This is a genomic window from Bacteroidota bacterium (genome assembly GCA_041658205.1).
Taxonomy (GTDB): domain Bacteria; phylum Bacteroidota; class Ignavibacteria; order UBA10030; family UBA8401; genus UBA8401.
In genome coordinates this window covers 1,562,142-1,582,114 of the sequence record JBBAAO010000001.1, presented here as the reverse complement: position 1 = coordinate 1,582,114, position 19,973 = coordinate 1,562,142, and the positions used below count along the sequence as shown (strand labels likewise).

General features: G+C 39.7%; 16 protein-coding genes. All 16 read left to right on the top strand.

All coding sequences use genetic code 11. The annotated features are described in order from the left end of the window. The first annotated feature begins 103 nt into the window (after positions 1 to 103). The 16 genes from thrS (at position 104) to WDA22_06525 (ending at position 19,947) form a co-directional block, all read left to right on the top strand. The gene (gene thrS, locus WDA22_06600) at positions 104 to 2,023 is read left to right on the top strand and encodes a threonine--tRNA ligase (protein MFA5833129.1); all 1,920 of its coding nucleotides are present in this window, start codon (positions 104 to 106) and stop codon (positions 2,021 to 2,023) included. A gap of 25 nt (positions 2,024 to 2,048) precedes the next feature. Then, the gene (infC, locus tag WDA22_06595) at positions 2,049 to 2,636 is read left to right on the top strand and encodes a translation initiation factor IF-3 (GenBank protein MFA5833128.1); all 588 of its coding nucleotides are present in this window, start codon (positions 2,049 to 2,051) and stop codon (positions 2,634 to 2,636) included. 15 nt (positions 2,637 to 2,651) lie between these two features. Beyond that, positions 2,652 to 2,843, top strand: coding sequence for a 50S ribosomal protein L35 (rpmI, locus tag WDA22_06590; GenBank protein MFA5833127.1), 192 nt, complete (start codon positions 2,652 to 2,654; stop codon positions 2,841 to 2,843). A gap of 46 nt (positions 2,844 to 2,889) precedes the next feature. Further along, positions 2,890 to 3,237: a 50S ribosomal protein L20 gene (rplT, locus tag WDA22_06585; protein MFA5833126.1), complete on the top strand. Its 348-nt coding sequence runs from the start codon at positions 2,890 to 2,892 to the stop codon at positions 3,235 to 3,237. A 72-nt stretch (positions 3,238 to 3,309) separates the two neighbouring features. Then, the gene (gene pheS, locus WDA22_06580; protein ID MFA5833125.1) at positions 3,310 to 4,323 is read left to right on the top strand and encodes a phenylalanine--tRNA ligase subunit alpha; all 1,014 of its coding nucleotides are present in this window, start codon (positions 3,310 to 3,312) and stop codon (positions 4,321 to 4,323) included. 10 nt (positions 4,324 to 4,333) lie between these two features. Further along, on the top strand, positions 4,334 to 6,769 hold the full coding sequence (pheT, locus tag WDA22_06575) for a phenylalanine--tRNA ligase subunit beta (GenBank protein MFA5833124.1): 2,436 nt from the start codon (positions 4,334 to 4,336) through the stop codon (positions 6,767 to 6,769). Beyond that, complete coding sequence (locus tag WDA22_06570) at positions 6,769 to 7,104, top strand: hypothetical protein (GenBank protein MFA5833123.1); 336 nt, start codon at positions 6,769 to 6,771, stop codon at positions 7,102 to 7,104. The genes pheT and WDA22_06570 overlap by 1 nt, the downstream gene beginning before the upstream one ends. Before the next feature lie 48 nt (positions 7,105 to 7,152). Then, complete coding sequence (locus WDA22_06565) at positions 7,153 to 7,446, top strand: cell division protein ZapA (GenBank protein MFA5833122.1); 294 nt, start codon at positions 7,153 to 7,155, stop codon at positions 7,444 to 7,446. Between the two features lie 294 nt (positions 7,447 to 7,740). Next, a complete protein-coding gene (gene rny, locus WDA22_06560; GenBank protein MFA5833121.1) occupies positions 7,741 to 9,300 on the top strand; it encodes a ribonuclease Y in 1,560 nt (519 codons plus the stop codon). Positions 9,301 to 9,309: 9 nt separating this feature from the next. Continuing rightward, positions 9,310 to 9,918 carry a dephospho-CoA kinase gene (gene coaE / locus WDA22_06555; protein MFA5833120.1) on the top strand — a complete coding sequence of 203 codons (609 nt, stop codon included), beginning with the start codon at positions 9,310 to 9,312 and terminating at the stop codon, positions 9,916 to 9,918. Then, positions 9,915 to 11,096: an aspartate aminotransferase family protein gene (locus WDA22_06550; GenBank protein MFA5833119.1), complete on the top strand. Its 1,182-nt coding sequence runs from the start codon at positions 9,915 to 9,917 to the stop codon at positions 11,094 to 11,096. The genes coaE and WDA22_06550 overlap by 4 nt, the downstream gene beginning before the upstream one ends. A gap of 196 nt (positions 11,097 to 11,292) precedes the next feature. After that, on the top strand, positions 11,293 to 11,979 hold the full coding sequence (locus WDA22_06545) for an OmpW family outer membrane protein (protein MFA5833118.1): 687 nt from the start codon (positions 11,293 to 11,295) through the stop codon (positions 11,977 to 11,979). 80 nt (positions 11,980 to 12,059) lie between these two features. Next, positions 12,060 to 13,655, top strand: coding sequence for an L-aspartate oxidase (nadB, locus tag WDA22_06540; GenBank protein ID MFA5833117.1), 1,596 nt, complete (start codon positions 12,060 to 12,062; stop codon positions 13,653 to 13,655). Further along, a complete protein-coding gene (gene purF / locus WDA22_06535; protein ID MFA5833116.1) occupies positions 13,656 to 15,158 on the top strand; it encodes an amidophosphoribosyltransferase in 1,503 nt (500 codons plus the stop codon). Further along, the gene (locus WDA22_06530; protein ID MFA5833115.1) at positions 15,158 to 19,393 is read left to right on the top strand and encodes a S8 family serine peptidase; all 4,236 of its coding nucleotides are present in this window, start codon (positions 15,158 to 15,160) and stop codon (positions 19,391 to 19,393) included. Before purF ends, WDA22_06530 begins: the two co-directional genes overlap by 1 nt. Beyond that, positions 19,393 to 19,947 carry a CDP-alcohol phosphatidyltransferase family protein gene (locus WDA22_06525; GenBank protein ID MFA5833114.1) on the top strand — a complete coding sequence of 185 codons (555 nt, stop codon included), beginning with the start codon at positions 19,393 to 19,395 and terminating at the stop codon, positions 19,945 to 19,947. The genes WDA22_06530 and WDA22_06525 overlap by 1 nt, the downstream gene beginning before the upstream one ends. Positions 19,948 to 19,973 lie beyond the last annotated feature (26 nt).

Genomic DNA, 19,973 nt, shown 5'->3' with positions numbered 1-19,973 from the left:
CATTGCATTTTGCACTGTTTTTTGCTAAATTAAGAGGGCAAAATTTACGATAGTTGAGATCGGAGATTGCAAGTTTCTCCGATTTTTTTTTGATGTACATTCAATGAATCCGATTAAAATTACATTTCCTGATGGTGCTGCGAAAGAATTTCCTGTGGGAATCACCGGCATGCAAATTACCGAAAGCATCAGCAATTCGCTTGCGCGAAAAGCATTGGCAATCTCCGTTAATGATGAAGTGTGGGACATGAATCGTCCGATACGTAACGATGCTGCAATTAAAATCCTTACGTGGGATAATGACGAAGGGAAATCAACCTACTGGCATAGTTCTGCTCATATTATGGCAGAAGCGATTGAATCAGTTTTTCCAGGTACGAAATTCGGAATCGGTCCTTCAATTGAAAATGGTTTTTATTATGATATTGATATGGGAGATCATTCTCTCACATCAGAAGATCTAAAAAAGTTAGAAGCGAAGATGTACGAGTTTTCAAAACGGGATGTTCCTTTTGAGCGAAAAGAAGTTACATGGGAAGAAGCGTTTGCGTACTTCACAAAAAAAAATGATCCATACAAATTGGAGTTGCTCGAAGAATTTAAAGGTCAAAAGATCAGTATGTACCACCAAGGTGACTTTACTGATTTGTGTTATGGTCCACATGTTCCGTCGACCGGTAAGATTAAATTTATAAAATTGCTCAGTATCGCCGGCGCATATTGGCGCGGAAGTGAAAAGAATAAAATGCTTCAACGCATTTATGGTATTACTTTCCCGACAAAACAAGAACTTGATGACCATTTATTCCGGTTGGAAGAAGCGAAACGCCGTGATCATCGAAAACTTGGCGTTGAATTAGAATTGTTTATGATTTCCCCGAAAGTCGGTTCCGGTTTGCCGATCTGGCTGCCAAAAGGTACGATCATTCGAGAGAATCTGGAAAAATTTTTACGCAACGAGCAGCGGAAACGCGGATATCAGTCAGTGATCACCCCGCATATTGGAAATTTAGAATTATATAAAACATCCGGACATTATCCATATTATAAAGATTCACAATTTGCCCCGATCACGATGGAAAACGGCGAGCAGTTTTTGTTGAAACCAATGAACTGTCCGCATCACCATCAGATCTATTCTTCCAAACCACGTTCATACCGCGATCTTCCTGTGCGGTTAGCGGAATTTGGTACAGTCTATCGATATGAGCAGTCCGGTGAGATGAATGGATTGACGCGTGTTCGCGGCTTTACCCAGGATGACGCACATATCTATTGTACACACGATCAGTTAAAACAAGAGATTAAAAATACCGTTGAGTTAACGCAGTTGGTCTTTTCAACATTTGGAATGGAAGTAACAACACGTTTATCCTACCGTGATGAAAAAAATGTCGAGAAATACGGCGGTGATACAAAGTATTGGGAACAAGCGCAGCGGGAGATTAAAGAAGTTGCTGATGAAATGGGATTGAAATATTTCATTGGTATCGGTGAAGCATCGTTTTACGGTCCGAAGATCGATTTTATGGTTAAAGATGCTATCGGTCGCACATGGCAATTGGGAACAGTTCAGGTGGATTATGTTATGCCGGAACGATTCCAGTTGGAATATGCTGGTACCGACGGTCAAAAACATCGTCCGGTTATCATTCATCGCGCCCCGTTTGGCTCTATGGAACGTTTCGTTGGATTATTGATTGAACATTACGCTGGAGATTTTCCGTTATGGCTGGCACCGGTGCAAGCCGTTGTTCTTCCTATTACCGATGCACAGATGGAATATGCAGAACAGGTTGTTTCCATGTTGAATAATGCGGGATTACGGGTTGAAATTGATTCACGAAATGAAAAGATTGGTTATAAGATTCGTGATCATGAAATGAAAAAAGTGCCGTATATGTTGGTGGTTGGTGAAAAGGAAAAATCGGTAAATGCTGTTTCCGTCCGCCAGCATAAACAAGGTGATTTGGGTGTGATGGCCGTAAACGATGTAATTCAGAAATTATTGCAAGAAAAGTAGTATATTCTAACACTGTTTATCAACAATAGGAGAAATTCTTATTAAAGAAAAGCGACCTCGTATCAATGAAGAAATTCGCGGAGATGTTATCCGTGTAATCGAAGATGGCGGCGGACAAGTTGGCGTAATGTCTCCGAAAGAAGCACTTGCCATTGCCATACAAAGGGGAAAAGATCTTATTGAAGTTGTTCCGACTGCAAATCCTCCGGTTTGCAAGATCATGGATTTCGGAAAATTTAAATATGAAATCCAGAAAAAAGAAAAACTTCAAAAGAAACATCAGCATGTCTCTCAGTTGAAGGAATTACGTTTTCACCCGAATACTGATACGCATGACTTCGATTTTAAAGCGAAACATGCTATCAATTTTCTTGAAGAAGGTGATAAAGTAAAAGCGACCGTGATTTTCAAGGGACGTGAGGTTGCGTATAAAGAACAGGGTGAAGAATTATTAAATCGATTAACAGAAAAACTTGCTGCGTATTCTAAAGTCGATCAGCCAGCAAAGATGGAAGGTCGATTTATGATTATGATCTTCACACCCGATAAAACGGCAAAAGCGCGAGTTGAAAAATTAAAACAAGAACAAGAAAAAGCACAAGCACAATCATAAACTAAGGTTAACAGTATGCCTAAAATGAAATCGCACAGGGGTGCGCGGAAAACGTTCGGACTAACAGCGACAGGAAAGATCAAACGCCGTAAGATGAACCGTAGCCACATCCTGACCAGCAAAACTACAAAACGAAAGCGCAGACTTCGCAAATCGGGTTTGGTTTCAAAACCGGATACAAAGAAGATCAAAATGTTATTGTTGTAAGTTAATTCACCGTTCCATTCATTAAATATCAAGGAGAAGAGCAACTATGCCTCGTTCGCAGAATAAAGTTGCCTCCCATCGCCGTCGCAAGCGGATTTTATCGCAAGCGAGAGGTTACTGGGGTGCGAGAAGTAAACTGATCACCATAGCAAAGCATCACTTGGATAAAGGGATGCAGTATGCATACCGTGATCGTAAAGCCAAAAAACGAACATACCGTCAATTGTGGATTGCACGTATCAACGCTGCAGCCCGTTTACATGGTATCACGTACTCAAAACTCATCGCCGGATTGAACAAGAAAGAAGTCAACATTAATAGAAAAGTGTTGGCTGAACTTGCAGTACACAATCCCGAAGCATTTACAGAGATTGTAAACTTTGTTAAAGCGTAATTTAAAACTTCCCATCGCATCATGTTTATGACTGCGGTGGGGAGTTTTTTATTTTATCGATAGGTTGCATGTATGTTAGAACAAAAAATATCCGATATCCGATCTGAGATCGAAAAGCTCCTTCCAACTATTGTTTCTACAGAAACTCTGGAAAAATTCCGTATTGAATTTTTGTCTCGCAGCGGTAAAATTGCATCGCTATATGACGATCTGAAAACTGTTTCGGTCGATCAAAAACCGTTGTTTGGACAAAAGATCAATACGTTGAAAAAATTTGCCGAAGCTCAATTTGAAACCTTTAAGGTTTCCTTACAATCATCAGCTGCCAGACAAAAAAATGATATTGATATTACTCTTCCCGGCAGGGAACGAGCAAGAGGAACCCGTCATCCCATTACTCAGACCATGGAAGAAATGAAGAACATATTCGTTTCAATGGGATTTGGAATTGTGTATGGTCCGGAAATTGAAGATGACTATCATAACTTTGAAGCATTGAACTTTGCTCCAAACCACCCCGCGCGCGACATGCAGGATACGTTTTTTGTAAAGGAGGATATCGTTTTGCGTACGCATACGACTCCTGTTCAGATTCGAGTGATGAAAAATCGTCCATTGCCTTTGCGGGTGATTATGCCCGGACGCGTTTATAGAAATGAAGCGGTGAGTGCAAGAAGCAACTATTTCTTTCATCAGGTTGACGGACTGTATGTAGACAAGCATGTTACTTTTGCTGATCTGAAAGGGACGCTGGTAACATTTGCAAAGAATTTTTATGGAAGCGACATTAAATATCGGTTTCGTCCGAGCTATTTCCCATTTACAGAACCGAGCTTAGAGATGGATATTACCTGTTTCTTATGCAGTGGAAAAGGATGCCGGATTTGCAAAAATACAGGGTGGCTTGAGGTTCTTGGTGCCGGAATGGTTCATCCTAACGTTCTTCGCAATTGTGGACATGATCCCGAAAAGGTGTCCGGTTATGCTTTCGGAATGGGGGTCGACCGTATCTCACTACTGCGATATGGTATTGATGATATAAGAATATTTTTTGAAAATGATGTTCGATTTCTAAATCAGTTTTAATGAAACCCGTATGCGCATAAGTTATAATTGGTTACAACGATATATTCAATTAAATATTAGCCCTATTGATCTTGCTCAAAAACTGACAAGCATTGGATTGGAAGTAGAGTCGATAGAGTATTTGGGAAAACAGTTTGATGGATTTGTTATTGGAGAAGTGTTGGATGTCCAAAAGCATCCAAATGCTGATCGTCTAAAATTATGTAAAGTCCGGGTGGAAACTAACGGTGAATCGTTGCAAATTGTTTGTGGTGCCCCAAATGTTGCCAATGGACAGAAAGTTATCGTCGGTTGTATCGGTGCTGTTGTTCCGCATAATCAGCATGATCCTTCCGGGAAGCCATTTGAGTTGACGAAAGCAAGCATTCGGGGTGTTGAATCATCAGGAATGATCTGTTCAGAAAAGGAATTGGGATTGGGGGATGATTCCAGCGGAATTAAAGTGTTGGAACAGAATGCAAAAATTGGTTTATCCCTCGCAGAATATTTGGGATTAAATGATGTAGCATTTGAAATTGGTATTACTCCAAATCGTCCGGATTGTTTAAGTCATCTTGGTATTGCTCGAGATCTTGCGGCGGTTCTCAATAAAAAATACTCCCGGCCGAAATACAAACTTCAGGAGAATAAAAAAGCGTCCGTTTCCAAATTAGCAAAACTTGTTGTCGAAAACTCTGTTGATTGCCCTCGTTACATCGCTCGAATTATTCAAAACGTAAAAGTACAGGAATCTCCGGCTTGGGTAAAACAGTTATTAACAGCCGCAGGTCTCCGTCCCATCAATAATGTTGTTGATGTAACAAACTTTGTCATGCTTGAATACGGTCAACCATTGCATGCATTTGATTATGACAATCTTGCCCGCCACACAATCCTTGTAAAAAGCGCTACAAAGGGTAAAAAATTCAATACACTAGACGGAAAAGAACATGAACTTTCGGGAAACGAATTAATGATTTGTGATGGTGAAAGACCTGTTGCAATTGGTGGAGTCATGGGGGGATTGAATTCAGAAATATCTTCTGCCACCACTACAGTGTTGCTCGAAGCAGCTTATTTTTCTCCAGTCAGTGTCCGGAAGACAGCAAAACGACTCGGTATCAGCACCGATGCCTCATACCGTTTTGAACGAGGAATCGATCCAAACATTACTGATGAGGCTTCAGCCTATGCAGCAAGTTTGATTGCGGAGTTATCTGGTGGACAGGTGGCGGGTGGAAAACTCGAAAAGTATCCCAAGAAGATTATTGCAAAGAAAATTCCGATAAGAGTTCAACACGTTAATGCAATTCTTGGAACAACACTCACATCGAAAGAAGTTAAAAAATTTCTTGAATCGATCGAGATTAGTGTCACTGCTGGAAAAGAAAAAAATACTTTTGCGTGTACCGTGCCAACATTTCGTCCGGACATTGAACAAGAGATCGATCTCATTGAAGAGATTGCCCGGCTGTATGGGTACGATAACATTGACAATAAAACTTCTGCAGAAGTAATGTTCAGTAAACCGGATCTGGTTGAACTTCAGCTAAATAACATACGCAAATGGTGTGAAGCGAATGGATTGAATGAGATTTTGACAAACAGCTTGATTGATGCTCAGACAGCTGCGGCTTTTTCAGAACATCCTGTGACTGTCAAGAATCCATTAAGTGTTGAATTAGAAACCCTGCGCCCTTCGTTGTTGTCGACTATGCTTCAAACGGTAGCGTACAATTATAACCATGGATCGTCGCGTTTGCAGTTGTTTGAAATTGGAAATGTTTTTTCTTCAGTCACGGAGAAAAAAACCTCGACGTATATTGATGGATATGAGGAAAAAAATCTTATTGGAATGTGTTTGTCCGGTGATGCGAACCCGATCTCATGGTATGAAAAGCAAAAACAAGTTGATCTTTTTGACCTGAAAGGTCTTGTTTTGTCATTGCTAAAGGCTATAGGTCTTGACAATAGTGATTTAATTTATTACAATGCACCAACTTCTTTAACTGAAATGACGATAAGCGTTGAAATCAATAACACTTATGTCGGTTTCATTGGGAAGGTAAAGTCAGAAACGTTAAAGAAATTTAAAATTGAAAAAGAAGTGTTTTTTGCGGAACTTGATCTTGGCATTATTGCGACACTCGGTTCTGTAAAAAAATATAAAGAGTTCTCTAAGTATCCTACGGTTGTTCGTGATGTGGCGTTTATCGTGCGAAAGAATATTCCTGTAGGAGAGATTGAAAAATGTATTAAAAGCTCTGGCGGCAAACTCATTACCGCTGCAACATTGTTTGATCTTTACGAGGGAAAATCGCTTGGCGAAGAAATGAAAAGCGTTGCATTTTCGTTAAGTATCAATTCGATTGAGAAGACGTTAACGGATGCGGAGATTGACGGAGTGGTAAAAACCATTGTGCAGTCTGTAACAAAAACATTTGAAGCAACTTTGCGAAGTATTTAATGGTGGAACAAAACTTAGAACAAGAATCGTCCGATAGCATGCATAGTGTGGAGAACGCTCTATCGTCGTTATGGGATAAAGCACGTGAAGCTTCTCTTCTTATATCTACGCTGCGGGAAGAAAAGCGGCAACTATTGTTGAAGATTGAAGAGATGGAAAGTGAGATGGTAAGTGCGAAAAATGAGATAATGCACTTACAGTCCCAAATCGAAAATCTTCAGTCCAATGCTGCCATCAAGAATGTTGCAATAAATCTTGAAGAAGGTGAAAAGAGATTGTTGCAGCAAAAATTGCGGAATGTTATTTCAAAATTAGATCAATACTTAACACCATAAAGGTTAGTTTTTTTCGGCTGACAGAAACTCACTTTTACTTTACGACCTATGGATAGAAAAAGCGTACGTGTAAAAATATTCGGATCCGAATATCCTCTTCGTGGAGAAAGCGAAGAGTTTACAAAGAAGGTTGCCAATCATGTGGATGCAATGATCAATAGTGTCCATGATAAGATACCCGAGCAGCCTCCGTTGACTATTTCTGTTCTTGCTGCGCTGAACATCACTGAAGATCTCTACAAAGAAAAAGAAAAGGGTTCACATCTCGTATCATCGTTAGAATATGAATTATCAAAGATTACCAATTATCTTGATACGAGCATTAACAGCATAGAATCGTAAAGAAAAAGGAGAACTAAAGAGTCTAAAATACCCGCACTGTCAGCCACGGACAACATAAATAAAGAACCTATAGTTTTATTTATAGGGAGCTTAGCTCATAAACGTAATATTACAGGCCTCAATCAAACTCACGTTTGATTTTGCAATAAACCTTCGGGTTTTCCGCCTTGAGCGGAATAGCAAACGGTGGAAGTAAGAAACGGTTTGGCGGCACCCACTGTGTATAAGAAAGAGGGTTCTTTCTACACTTGTCTGAGGTTGTTGTGCGGGTTGTTTATTTTAAATGGAGAAATCATGGATATTCAATTTTTAGTGTTCGGTGCAGTAATGACGGTTGCGGCATTCCTTGCCGGATGGTTCATAAATAATAAAATTGGGAAAAATAAAGTCTCATCATCCGAAGACCAGGCAAAAAAGATACTTGCTGATGCGGAACGGGATGCTGCTGCAATCCAAAAGGAAAAATTACTTGAGGTAAAGGATGAATGGTATAAAAAGAAACACGAGTTTGAAAACGAAGCAAACCAAAAACGAAATAAACTCCAGGCATACGAAAAACAACTGGATTCCCGTGAAGAGAATATCGACCGTAAAGTAGAACTTCTCAACAAGAAGGAAAAAGAGGTTCAAGCACAGCAAAAGAGCAATGACCAAAAAACGACAGATCTTAGTCAAAAACTGAGTGACGTAGATCGTATGATCGCTGAAGAGAACACGAGATTGGAACGCGCTTCAGGAATGTCTCGCGATGAAGCACGAAAACTATTGCTGGATAACCTTATTGATTCCGTTAAAACTGAAGCTTCACAGACATTGAAAGATATTCGTGATAAAGTAAAGGAAGAAGCGAAACGGGAAGCTCAAAAAGTAATTGTGCAGGCAATTCAACGCTCCGCTGCAGACCATGCTGTTGAAACAACTGTAAGCGTATTGCAGATTCAAGGGGATGAAATGAAGGGAAGAATCATCGGACGCGAAGGAAGAAATATTCGAGCTTTTGAAGCCGCGACGGGGGTAGATGTTATTGTAGATGACACACCGGAAGCTGTTATATTATCAGGGTTTGACGCGTTTCGTCGAGAAGTTGCACGAGTATCCTTAGAACGGTTGATTGCCGATGGAAGAATTCATCCTGCTCGTATAGAAGAAGTGGTGGAAAAAGTAAAAGCGGAATTGGAAGAAGAAGTTGTCAGGGTAGGAGAGAATACTCTTTTAGAAGTTGGTTTACCTGGTGCGCACAACGAAATAATCAAACATATTGGTAAGATGAAATATCGTACCAGTTATGGACAAAACCTTCTTCAACATAGTATTGAGGTAGCATATCTTTGCGGTGTAATGGCTGCTGAACTTGGTATTGACATAAATCTGGCAAAACGAGCAGGTCTTCTTCATGATATAGGAAAAACGGCCGATCGTAGTGTTGAAGGACCGCATGCGATCATCGGATTGGAGATGACTAGGAAGTATAATGAAAACCCGATTGTCGTGAATGCTGTCGGAGCCCACCATGACGATATTCCTATGGAACATCCCATTGCTGCTCTTGTTCAAGCTGCGGACTCGATTAGCGGTGCACGTCCCGGCGCACGGCGCGAATCTGTTGAAGGATATGCAAAACGTTTGGAGAAGCTTGAGGAGATAGCGAAATCATTCAAAGGGGTTCATGCAACCTATGCAATTCAAGCAGGACGTGAGGTTCGGGTGATTGTAGAACATGATAAAGTGGATGATGCACAAGCGGATCAACTAGCACATGATATTGCCCGTAAGATTCAACAAGAGATGGAATATCCAGGACAGATTAAAGTTGTGGTGATCAGAGAAGTGCGATCTGTTTCATTTGCTAAATAGAATTACTCTATGATCTTTATTGGAGTTACAGGCGGCATTGGAAGTGGAAAATCGACCGTTTGTTCCTTGTTCGAAAAAAAAGGAACACCCGTTTTTTATGCAGATGTTATTGCAAAAGAAATATCAGAAGGGATTGGGTTGAATGAGATTGTGAAAGAATTTGGGGAACAAGTGTTAGATTCCTCAAAGAGGCTGAATAGAAAAAAGCTTGCGGAAATAGTTTTCAAGGATCCTCAACAACTGGAAAAACTCAACGCAATTATTCATCCCAAAGTCTTCAAGTCCTTTAACCACTGGAAACAACAGAATTTCCCCAATGCTAAATTTGCGCTAGTGGAAGCGGCATTGATGTTTGAGTCAGGAATGTTTGAGTTAGTCCACTACAATCTTGCCGTTGTCACGGACGAATCAATGAGAATCCAGCGGGTTTCGGCACGCGACCATTCTTCTGAAGAAGATATAACTGTACGAATGAAGAATCAAATATCCACCGAAGAGCTATTAGAACTTTCCGATTTTCAAATTCAGAACAATGGTTCACTTTCTGATCTGACCGAGAAAGTGAATTTCTTTTTTACATTGTTTTCAACCCTCACATTACCCAAAGAAATTGCATGAACTTCAAAGAAAAAGAATCCCAACTGTTTTTCCATACATACAAACGATTACCGTTAGAAGTAGAACGAGGCGAGGGTTGTTATCTCTTTACAAAAGATGGTAAAAAATATCTGGATATGTTTTCCGGATTAGCGGTAAACGCATTAGGGTATGCCCATCCTGCAATTATTAAAGCAGTTGATGAGCAAGTTCGTAAGTACACTCATCTTTCAAATTTTTTTGTGCAAGAACCGCAGCTTCAATTAGCGGAGCGATTGCTCTCGCTCTCCGGTTTTGATAAAATATTTTTCTCAAATAGTGGAACGGAAGCGATTGAAGGAACGATCAAACTTGTACGGAAATGGAGCAAACAGAACGACAAAAAAATAATTTATGGCATGAGCAACGGATTTAGCGGACGAACAATGGGTGCCTTGTCGTTGATGGATAAAGAAAAATACCGAGATGGATATGAACCGTTTCTTCCCAATTTCGGTTCAATCGAATTTAACAGTGTGGACGATCTGAATGCAAAAGTGAATGAACAGACGGCGGCAATATTTCTAGAATTCATACAAGGTGAAGGGGGAATTGTCGGCGTTACGCAGGAATTTATCAAAGCGATAAAATCACTGCGTGAGAAATATGGATTTCTCATAGTAGCAGATGAGATACAATCTGGAATTGGGCGGACTGGGAAAATGTTCGGGTTTCAACACTTCGATATTATTCCAGATATTATTACCGTTGCAAAACCAATCGGAGGAGGGCTTCCGGTTGGAGCTATCATCGGATCAAAAAAAGTAGCCGATGTTTGGACATATGGTGTTCATGGAACCACCTTTGGCGGTAATCCTGTTTCATGCGCCGCAGGTATCGCCACAATCGATATAGTCATGAACGATTCTTTCCTTAATAATGTGAAAGTGAATGCTGAATATTTCAAATCAAAGGTGTTGAACTTAAAAACAAAATATCCGGTTATTAAGGAAGTTCGAGTGTTTGGATATATGATAGGAATTGAACTTTCCGTGGAAAGCGCCTCCTTAGTCGATGCGATATTACAAAAGGGAGTTCTTGTTAACTCAACGGCAAATACTGTAATTCGTATTCTTCCTCCGTTAATTGCAGGAAAACCGGAATTTGATATTCTGTTGTCTGTATTAGACGATGTACTTTCTGATCAGTCGCTCCAATAAACCTGTCTGACTCACTAAGACGAGATACAAGAGAAATTCCAGATCCAATTGAGTTCACATAGGTTCTTGTGTGATAGTCTATTTATAGATTTATATGATATATTTTCTCTTGACAATTCAGTAAACCCCTTATATATTTGCTTTGCCTTTAAGATATATAATTCACTAATCTTCAATAATCTACTGGAGTTACACAATGAAAAAATTCCTAGCTGTAGTATTAGCAGTTGTGATGATGTGCGGAGTAGTCCTGGCTCAAGATGCGCAAAATCTTGGCACAAAAGCAGGGGATAAATCAATGAATTTCTCGTTTGGTGGTCTTGCAACATTAACAACCGGTGCAGCAGGTCCTTCAGGTGGTCTTGGACTGTCATATTTTCTTTCTTCTGATGCAGCAGTTCGATTTGGTTTACAGGTAAGAAGCACAAGTACAACAGTGCCTGCAAATCCTGCAACAGGTCAAACAGGAACCGATGGCAGCACTTCAAATTTCACACTTGGTGTAGCAGCAGATTATTTGATGTTTATGCAAGGTGCCACATCACGTGTACGTCCGTATATGGGTGCTGGTTTTAGTTTCACAATGATATCAACAGAGAGTAAAAATGCGGTTATCGCACCAGTAGTTCAAGCAACAACAAAAGGGGCGGGTGCTAGCACAACATTAGGACTGATGGGTATCGTTGGTGCAGAATTTTATCTTTATCCAGAAGTCAGCGTGTCAGCAGAATACAATTTGACACTCTTTAGCATGACTTCTCCTGCGGACGTTGAAGTATCATCCGGAAGCACAACAGTTACAACAAAGCAGACCAGCTCAACACAAATCCTTGGATTTGGAGCACCTGGTGCTGCAAACGTTGGCGTACATATTTATTTCTAACCTGAAAAAGTTTAGTGAATAAGCAGGCGTCTCGATCATACGAGACGCCTTTTTTATTGTAGTTTTTAGTATATTCCTTTATGAAAATAGAATCGGACTTTCTTGTCATTGGCAGCGGAATCGCAGGACTTTCCTATGCATTGAAAGCTGCACAACATGGCACTGTTGCGATTGTTACCAAAAAAGAAAAAGCTGAATCCAATACGAATCTTGCGCAGGGAGGTATTGCTGCAGTTGTCTCTACCAGCGACGCTTTTGAGAACCATATTAACGATACGATGAAGGCGGGAGCATATCTTTGCCATAAGGATATTGTTGAACTTGTTGTGAAAGAGGGTCCGGAACGGATCCGAGAATTAATTGAAGTAGGAGTTCAATTTACGCAAAAAGGGAAAGAACTTGATCTCGGTAAAGAAGGTGGTCATTCCCATCATCGAATTGTTCATGCAGCAGACCTGACGGGAAAAGAAATTGAACGGGCTCTACTTGCCAAGATAGCTTCTCATCCCAACATTAAGATATTTGAAAACCACATCTCTATCGATCTTATCACTGAACATCATCTTTTTGGAACGGAAAAACAATCTCGAGATGCAATCCATTGCTGGGGGGCATATGTTTTGGACGTTGAGCAGAATTCCGTAAAGACATTTTTGGCGTCGACCACTCTTTTAGCTACAGGTGGTGCCGGACAAGTATATTTACACACAACCAATCCTTTAATTGCCACTGGAGATGGTGTTGCAATGGCATACCGCGCCGGGGCAGCTATAGCAAACATGGAGTTTATTCAGTTTCATCCAACAACGTTATATAACTCCGGATCACCTTCCTTTCTTATATCGGAAGCCGTGAGAGGTTTTGGTGCGATCCTTCGAAATACCAAAGATGAAGATTTTATGAAGAAGTACGACGCACAAGGTTCACTTGCTCCTCGTGATATTGTGGCAAGAGCAATTGATGCTGAATTAAAACGAAGCGGTGACGAGTGTGTTTATCTCGATCTAAAACACTTGAATGCAAGTGCTGTAAAAGACCATTTCCCAAACATTTACGAACGATGTCTCAAATTTGGAATAGATATTACTAAAGACTTAATCCCTGTCGTTCCAGCAGCACACTATTCGTGTGGTGGAGTAGTGGCTGATATGAATGGGGCTACATCAATATCCGGATTGTATGCGGTGGGCGAAGTAAGTATGACAGGATTACACGGAGCAAACCGTCTTGCTAGTAATTCGTTGTTAGAAGCGGTGGTATTTTCGCATAGAGCAGTTGAAATAATAAAGATGAATCCAAGAGATAAAACTTCTGTCTCTAAAAATATTCCTGATTGGGATGAGAGCGGAACAATCAATAGTGAAGAATGGATATTAGTATCGCACAATCGGAGAGAAATACAGCAATTGATGTGGGATTATGTCGGTATCGTTCGTTCTAATCATCGATTAGAACGTGCTCAACGAAGGATCAAATTGATTTTAGAGGAAGTAAAGGACTTTTACAAAAGGACAAAAGTGACCGAAGGACTTATTGAACTCCGAAATCTATCTTCGATTGCCGATCTGATTATACGTTCAGCGTTAGAACGAAAAGAAAGTCGAGGGTTACACTTTACAACAGATTATAATTTTTTAGAGGATACTCACTGGTTGAAGGATACGGTAATAAAATAAATGAAATCAAAGAACTATAAGCGTTTTAAGAATGATAAACCTCGCACAGCTTGCGGAATTTTTGGAATATTTGATCATCCCAGCGCCGCTGTTCTGACCTATTATGGCCTTCATTCTCTGCAGCATCGCGGACAGGAGGCAAGTGGAATTGTCTCTTGCGAATACAGAGAAGACAAGCATCGTCATCACTTCAATATTGTTAAGGGTATGGGATTAGTGACAGATGTGTTTAAGGACCATCAGATCCTGTCAAGCACACTAAAAGGGAAAGCGGCTATTGGACATAATCGCTATTCAACTACCGGTTCTGCAAACAATGATAAAAACATACAGCCGCTAATTGTAAATTATCGTGACGGCAATCTCGGAGTTGCTCATAATGGCAATTTGACCAATTTTCGGACTATTCGAAAGCAGCTGCAAGACGAAGGGACAATCTTTCAGACAACATCGGATACAGAAATATTTCTTCATTTAATTGCACGAAGCAGACAAAAAAAGCAAATTGACCAAATAAAGGAAGCAATTGATAAAGTAGAAGGTGCATTTTCTCTTTTGCTCATGACCGATTCAATGCTTATCGCAGCACGGGATGTGCATGGATTTCGACCGCTGGCGTTGGGTGAAAAAGATGGAAGTTATGTTGTTGCGTCAGAAACCTGCGCTTTTGATATCATCGACGCAAAATATATCCGTGATGTTGAACCGGGCGAAATTCTTATTATCGATTCCCGTGCCGATTCAAAAACACCACTGGTTTCATTGCGAATTAATAATCAGGTAGAAAAATCTCACCATTGCATTTTCGAATATATTTATTTTTCCCGTCCCGACAGCTTTATTTTTGGTGAAAGTGTCGACAAAGTACGTCGTAAACTAGGAAAATCGCTTGCTCAGGAATCACCTGTGATACCCGGTGCAGATGAAAAAACAATTGTCATCAGTGTTCCAGACTCGAGCAATACTGCGGCGTTGGGGTTTGTGACAGAATCAATCAAACAAGGGATCAATACAAAACTTGAACTTGGTCTTATTCGTAACCACTATGTTGGCCGCACATTTATTCAGCCTGAACAAGGTATGCGTGAAATGAAAGTGAAGACAAAATTCAACACAGTGAAGGGAGTATTAAAGGGGAAGAAATTGGTTGTTGTTGATGATTCTATTGTGCGTGGAACGACATCCAAACAACTTGTGAAGCTGCTGAAAGAAGCAGAACCAAAAGAGATACATTTCAGAATTACTTCGCCTCCAATTATCAACTCTTGTTATTATGGAATGGATTTTCCAAACAGGGAAGATCTCATTGCTGTAAAATGCGATGAAGATATTGAAAAGATCCGTAAAGAACTTGGCGTGGACAGTATTCACTTCCTCTCTCCAAAAAAAATGCTTGCCTCCGTTCCTACGAGTGAAAAGAAGGGGTACTGCACGGCATGTTTTGGCGGAAAATATCCTGCTCCCATCGAAAACGTGACGGATAAGAATGACCTTGAGGCATAATGCAGTGGCGTATCTCGGGATATATTATTCTGTTTGCTGTTAATGTACTGTTTGGACAGACATATATCGTAAAATTTAAACAAGCCACGAGAGATTCTGCGAACACATTTCTACTTGTTCAACAATCGCTGAACAACATAAAAACAATTGTTGCTCAACCTAATACATTTACTATACAACCCCTTTCACCCTCAATCCCCTCAAACAAGAGTTCTTTTCCGTGGCAGCAATATTCAATCATCCGGTTTTCGCAGCAACCGAGTGATGATGTCATTCGCTCTATTTCGTCAAATCCCTCCGTCGAATTTATAAACCCGAGTAATCAATATAGGACATACACTGTTCCTAATGATTCCGCATATCACTCCCAATGGAATCTTCGACAAATAGGAATTGCTTCATTATGGGAAAGCGGATTGATTAATGCATCATTACCATCAGTAACGGTTGGTGTTATCGACACTGGAATTGATGATGATCATCCGGATCTCACCAATACAATTGCATTGAATACGGGGGAAATGGGAAACGGAAAAGAAAACAATCGCATCGACGATGATGGTAATGGTTTTATTGATGATTGGAGAGGGTATGATTTTGTTGATGGAGAATCTGAGGATGTTGGGGACTGGAATGAGCGAGATAATGATCCAACTGATGAAAACGGACACGGGACAGCTGTCTCAGGGATTATTGGAGCACAATCAAACAATATAATCGGACTGACGGGAATATTCCCCGTAAAAATCCTTCCGATGCGCGCATTTGGAAAAAATGGAAATGGCAGTGATATTGACATCGCTATTGCTGTTGTATATGCAGTTGACAACGGTGCAGATGTAATCAACATGAGTTTTGGAGATGTTGTCTCCTCAACGTTGTTGCATGATGCAATTCGATATGCGTATTCTAAAAATGTGATTCTTGTCGCTTCCAGTGGAAATGATGGTAGCAGTAATCCACATTATCCATCCGATTTTAGTGAAGTTATTTCAACCGGTTCTGTCAATCCATTTAATGTTCGTTCATTCTTTTCCTCAAATAGTCCTTCGCTCGATATTATGGCGCCGGGTGAGCAGATCGTTACTACGGTTTTAGGGGGAGGGTATACCGGTCAATTTTCAGGTACGTCTGCTGCAGCTCCTCACATATCAGGTATTTCTGCATTGATGAAGAGTTTTGAGAAAAAGAAAAAGGTTACAAACGCAAGCTATGTTGAACTTTCAAATGAAGAGATACGGGGAATATTATTAAACACAGCTGACGATGCCGGTGAAAATGGTTGGGATGCATCATATGCGAGTGGAATCGTTAATATTGTCAAAGCGATACAAGCAATTTCAGGTTCAACTGTTTCTATACATTCTCCAATGTTGGATGATATTATAACTCAAAACTCCATTCCGTTAGTTATTACGGCATTCACACCATATTTACAATCGGTTCAAATGTTTTTTGGAGAAGGAAATAATCCTTCGCAATGGACCCTTATCAAGTCCATTCCAAATAAAATATTTATTCGAGATACGTTTAGCATATTGGATGTATCCTTTTTTAAAACAAATGATTACCAATTGCGACTAGTAGTAAAAAATAGCAAAGGAAATGACCTGGAATTTAGACAGCGCATTGTCATCAACCAAAATAATCCCAAAGTGCTATCATTTCGATTCCGTGATTCTGTTATTATAGGTAATGAGTTTGGTGCGTTAATCGAAGCTGAAATTGATCGAAAATGTACAGGAATGATATATTATCGAAAAGTCGGTGAAAACCAATATCAAACAAAAAAGAGCATCGGAGTACAGTTACATCATTCGTTTGTTTTGTCTTCAAATGATCTTGATCCTTCAATCCAATATGAATTCTTTTGTCTCTTTACGGAGAATTCCATTGAAAAACGTGTAATACGATTTCCCTTAAGCTCTATCGTTGGATTTGATCATTTCCAAACAAAAATTTCACCACTTTCCATTGCGACAACTGGTTTTGATAAAAAATCATACTCGTTGCCAAAAGGGTTTTTGCTTAATCAAGTACAAAATCTTGGAATTCCAAACATAGTATTGAATACATATAATGAAAACAATGATTTTGGAACGGTAAAGTTATTTCAATTCAAAGGAAATCAGTTTGAAGTAAGAGATTCATCAGTACGATCCTGGGTGCCAAGATCGTTTATCACTAATCCTGTGGAAAATTATACGGCATTGTTGGTACAAGATAGGGGAACGAGCAGTTTACAGTCTATTGATCTAAATTTAGGAAAGTATTTTGAAAAATCACCGCTTTGGACAGATTCAACCGATATTTGGGCAAGCCAAATGGTCGATCTTGATGGGGATAATCAACAGGAAATTATTGCCCGAAGCAGTTCGGAATTTTTAATCTATAAGAATCTTGGCAATAAGAAATTTTCTTTAGTATCGCGTCTTTCAAATCCATCGAATGCACTTTTTGGAGAAGCGCGAAATCAGTTCGGTCCGCCTCGATCAATCGTTGGAGATTTTACAAATTCCGGTAGAAAAGAAATTGTCTTTGCTGATAATGATGGTGATGTGGTTATGTACCGTCAAACAGTCGCCAACAGTCTGAATTTTGAAATCGGTGGTATTGATTCATCAGATCTTTACGAAATGTCCGATTACATCACTTCGGGAGATTTTAATGGTGATGGAATATTGGATTTTGCTGTCGCAGGACATTCCAGTTTGGATTGGAATGAAGACCGAGAATATAGTGCTCCTGTGTGGACTATCAGAGTATTTTCTCATCTACCGACCGACATCGTCGGGAAAGTTTCAAAAATTTGGGAACAGCATTTTTTCGGTGTAAAATCCGGAACCGGTTATGATAATGGTTTAGTGGGGGGAAAATTACGGAAAAGCGATTCTAAGGATGCTTTGTTTATTTCCTTAAATCCTCAACTGTATATTTTTGTGTGGAACGAAGTGAAAAAGACATTCGAATCAAAATGGATGCATTCTTCGCAAAGCAATAGTGTTATTGTCTATGATTTTGATGGGGATTCAACAAATGATTTGGGATTTCATACCAATGGGAAAACAGAATTTTGGTCAGAGCAAAACATCACAGCAGTTCAATCGCCGTTTGGGTTAACGGCTTTACCATTATCAGTATCAAAAATAAAACTTCGATGGAGTTCTTTTGCAACAAATCATAAAATATTTAGAGGACTCAATAAAGATACATTGAATTTGGTATCCTTAGTAGCTGGGACAGAATGGATTGATTCGACTGTATCAACAAATAATCAATATTTTTATGCTGTTTCTGCTGTGAATGGAGGAGAAAGTTCCCGTTCTAACATCGTTTCCGTAACACCGCATATCGCTCCAAAAATATTGTCAGTATCTCAGGCATCGCGTTTTCAGTTGAGCATTGAATTATCATCCGATGTCACCTCAGAGAATATTTTATCGTCGATATTCTTGATTGATTCAATACTTGAATCATCATCCGTCGTGTGGAAATCTTCTCGAATATTGTTAGCGACATTTCCAACTACGATTACTGCTGGCAATCATGTGCTGAATATTCGTCAATTAACTGATGCCAGCGGAATGAGCGGAGATACCGTGCAGCATTTTTTATTTACGTCGACATTACAAAATGATGATCTATTCTTTGTTCGTTCCAGCAATTTACTTTCGAAGAACAAAATTCAAATTGAATTTAACGGACAACCTGACTTTACTATTGCGAAAAATAGTAGTTACTATTCTGTTCATACAATTGCGAGACAATTTTTTGTTTCATCCGTTGATTCCATTCAACCGCAAAGTGTCGTTTTGAATTTTTCGACGGGAACCAACCTTTCCGAATTAGCTTTAAGAATAGAGATCGTGATTGGCGAACAAATCACGTCAGTTTTAGGTAAACAATTGAATGGTGGAAAAGGACAGGTTGTTTCCATTGCTCAAGAAACCGAGAGTATCAACAACATTGCAGTCTATCCAAATCCCGTAAAAAATAATCAGAGAATTTCGTTTGCAAATATTCCTGCAAATTGTAAGATTACAATATATACTCCTGATGGAGAACGGATCAAAACAATAGAAGAAAAGACGACAACAGAAGGAGCTTCCTGGAATTTAAGGAATGAAAGCGGGAATCTCGTCTCAACAGGAATCTATTTATACCGCGTGGAACAATTCAATGCAGCCAATGAAGTGCATAACACAACAATTGGAAAATTTGCTGTAATACGGTGATGACTGGAAAAATCTGGACTATATCGAACATGCTGTCGCTCAGCAGAATCGTTCTTATGATTCCCGCAATATATTATTTGATGACACCGGTGAAGTTTCATCGGGAGATTGCACTTCTCATTATCCTTGCTGCGATCGCAACGGATGCATTAGATGGTTATGTAGCAAGAATTCGTAACGAAATTTCTGAATTTGGCAAAATTATCGACCCACTTGCGGATAAGATCAGCATTGGCATTGTGGTTGTAATGCTGACCATTTTTGGCGATATTCCTCTGTGGTTTACACTGTTAGTACTTGTTCGTGACCTGATTATTTTTGTTGCCGGATTATATATAAAATTTAAAGCTGGTATCATTCTTCCATCGTTAATGTCAGGTAAAGTTGCTGTATCAATATTGGCATTCACGCTGGTCTTTCCAATTCTTCAGTATCCATCATTGTTATGGGTGTATGAAATATTTCAATGGATAACAGTTGGATTGTTGATGTATTCATTTTTCATTTATACAAAACGATTTTTTGAGACAATTCATCTGGCGAATAATCGCTGACGGATTGGTATTATGATCGTATAAAA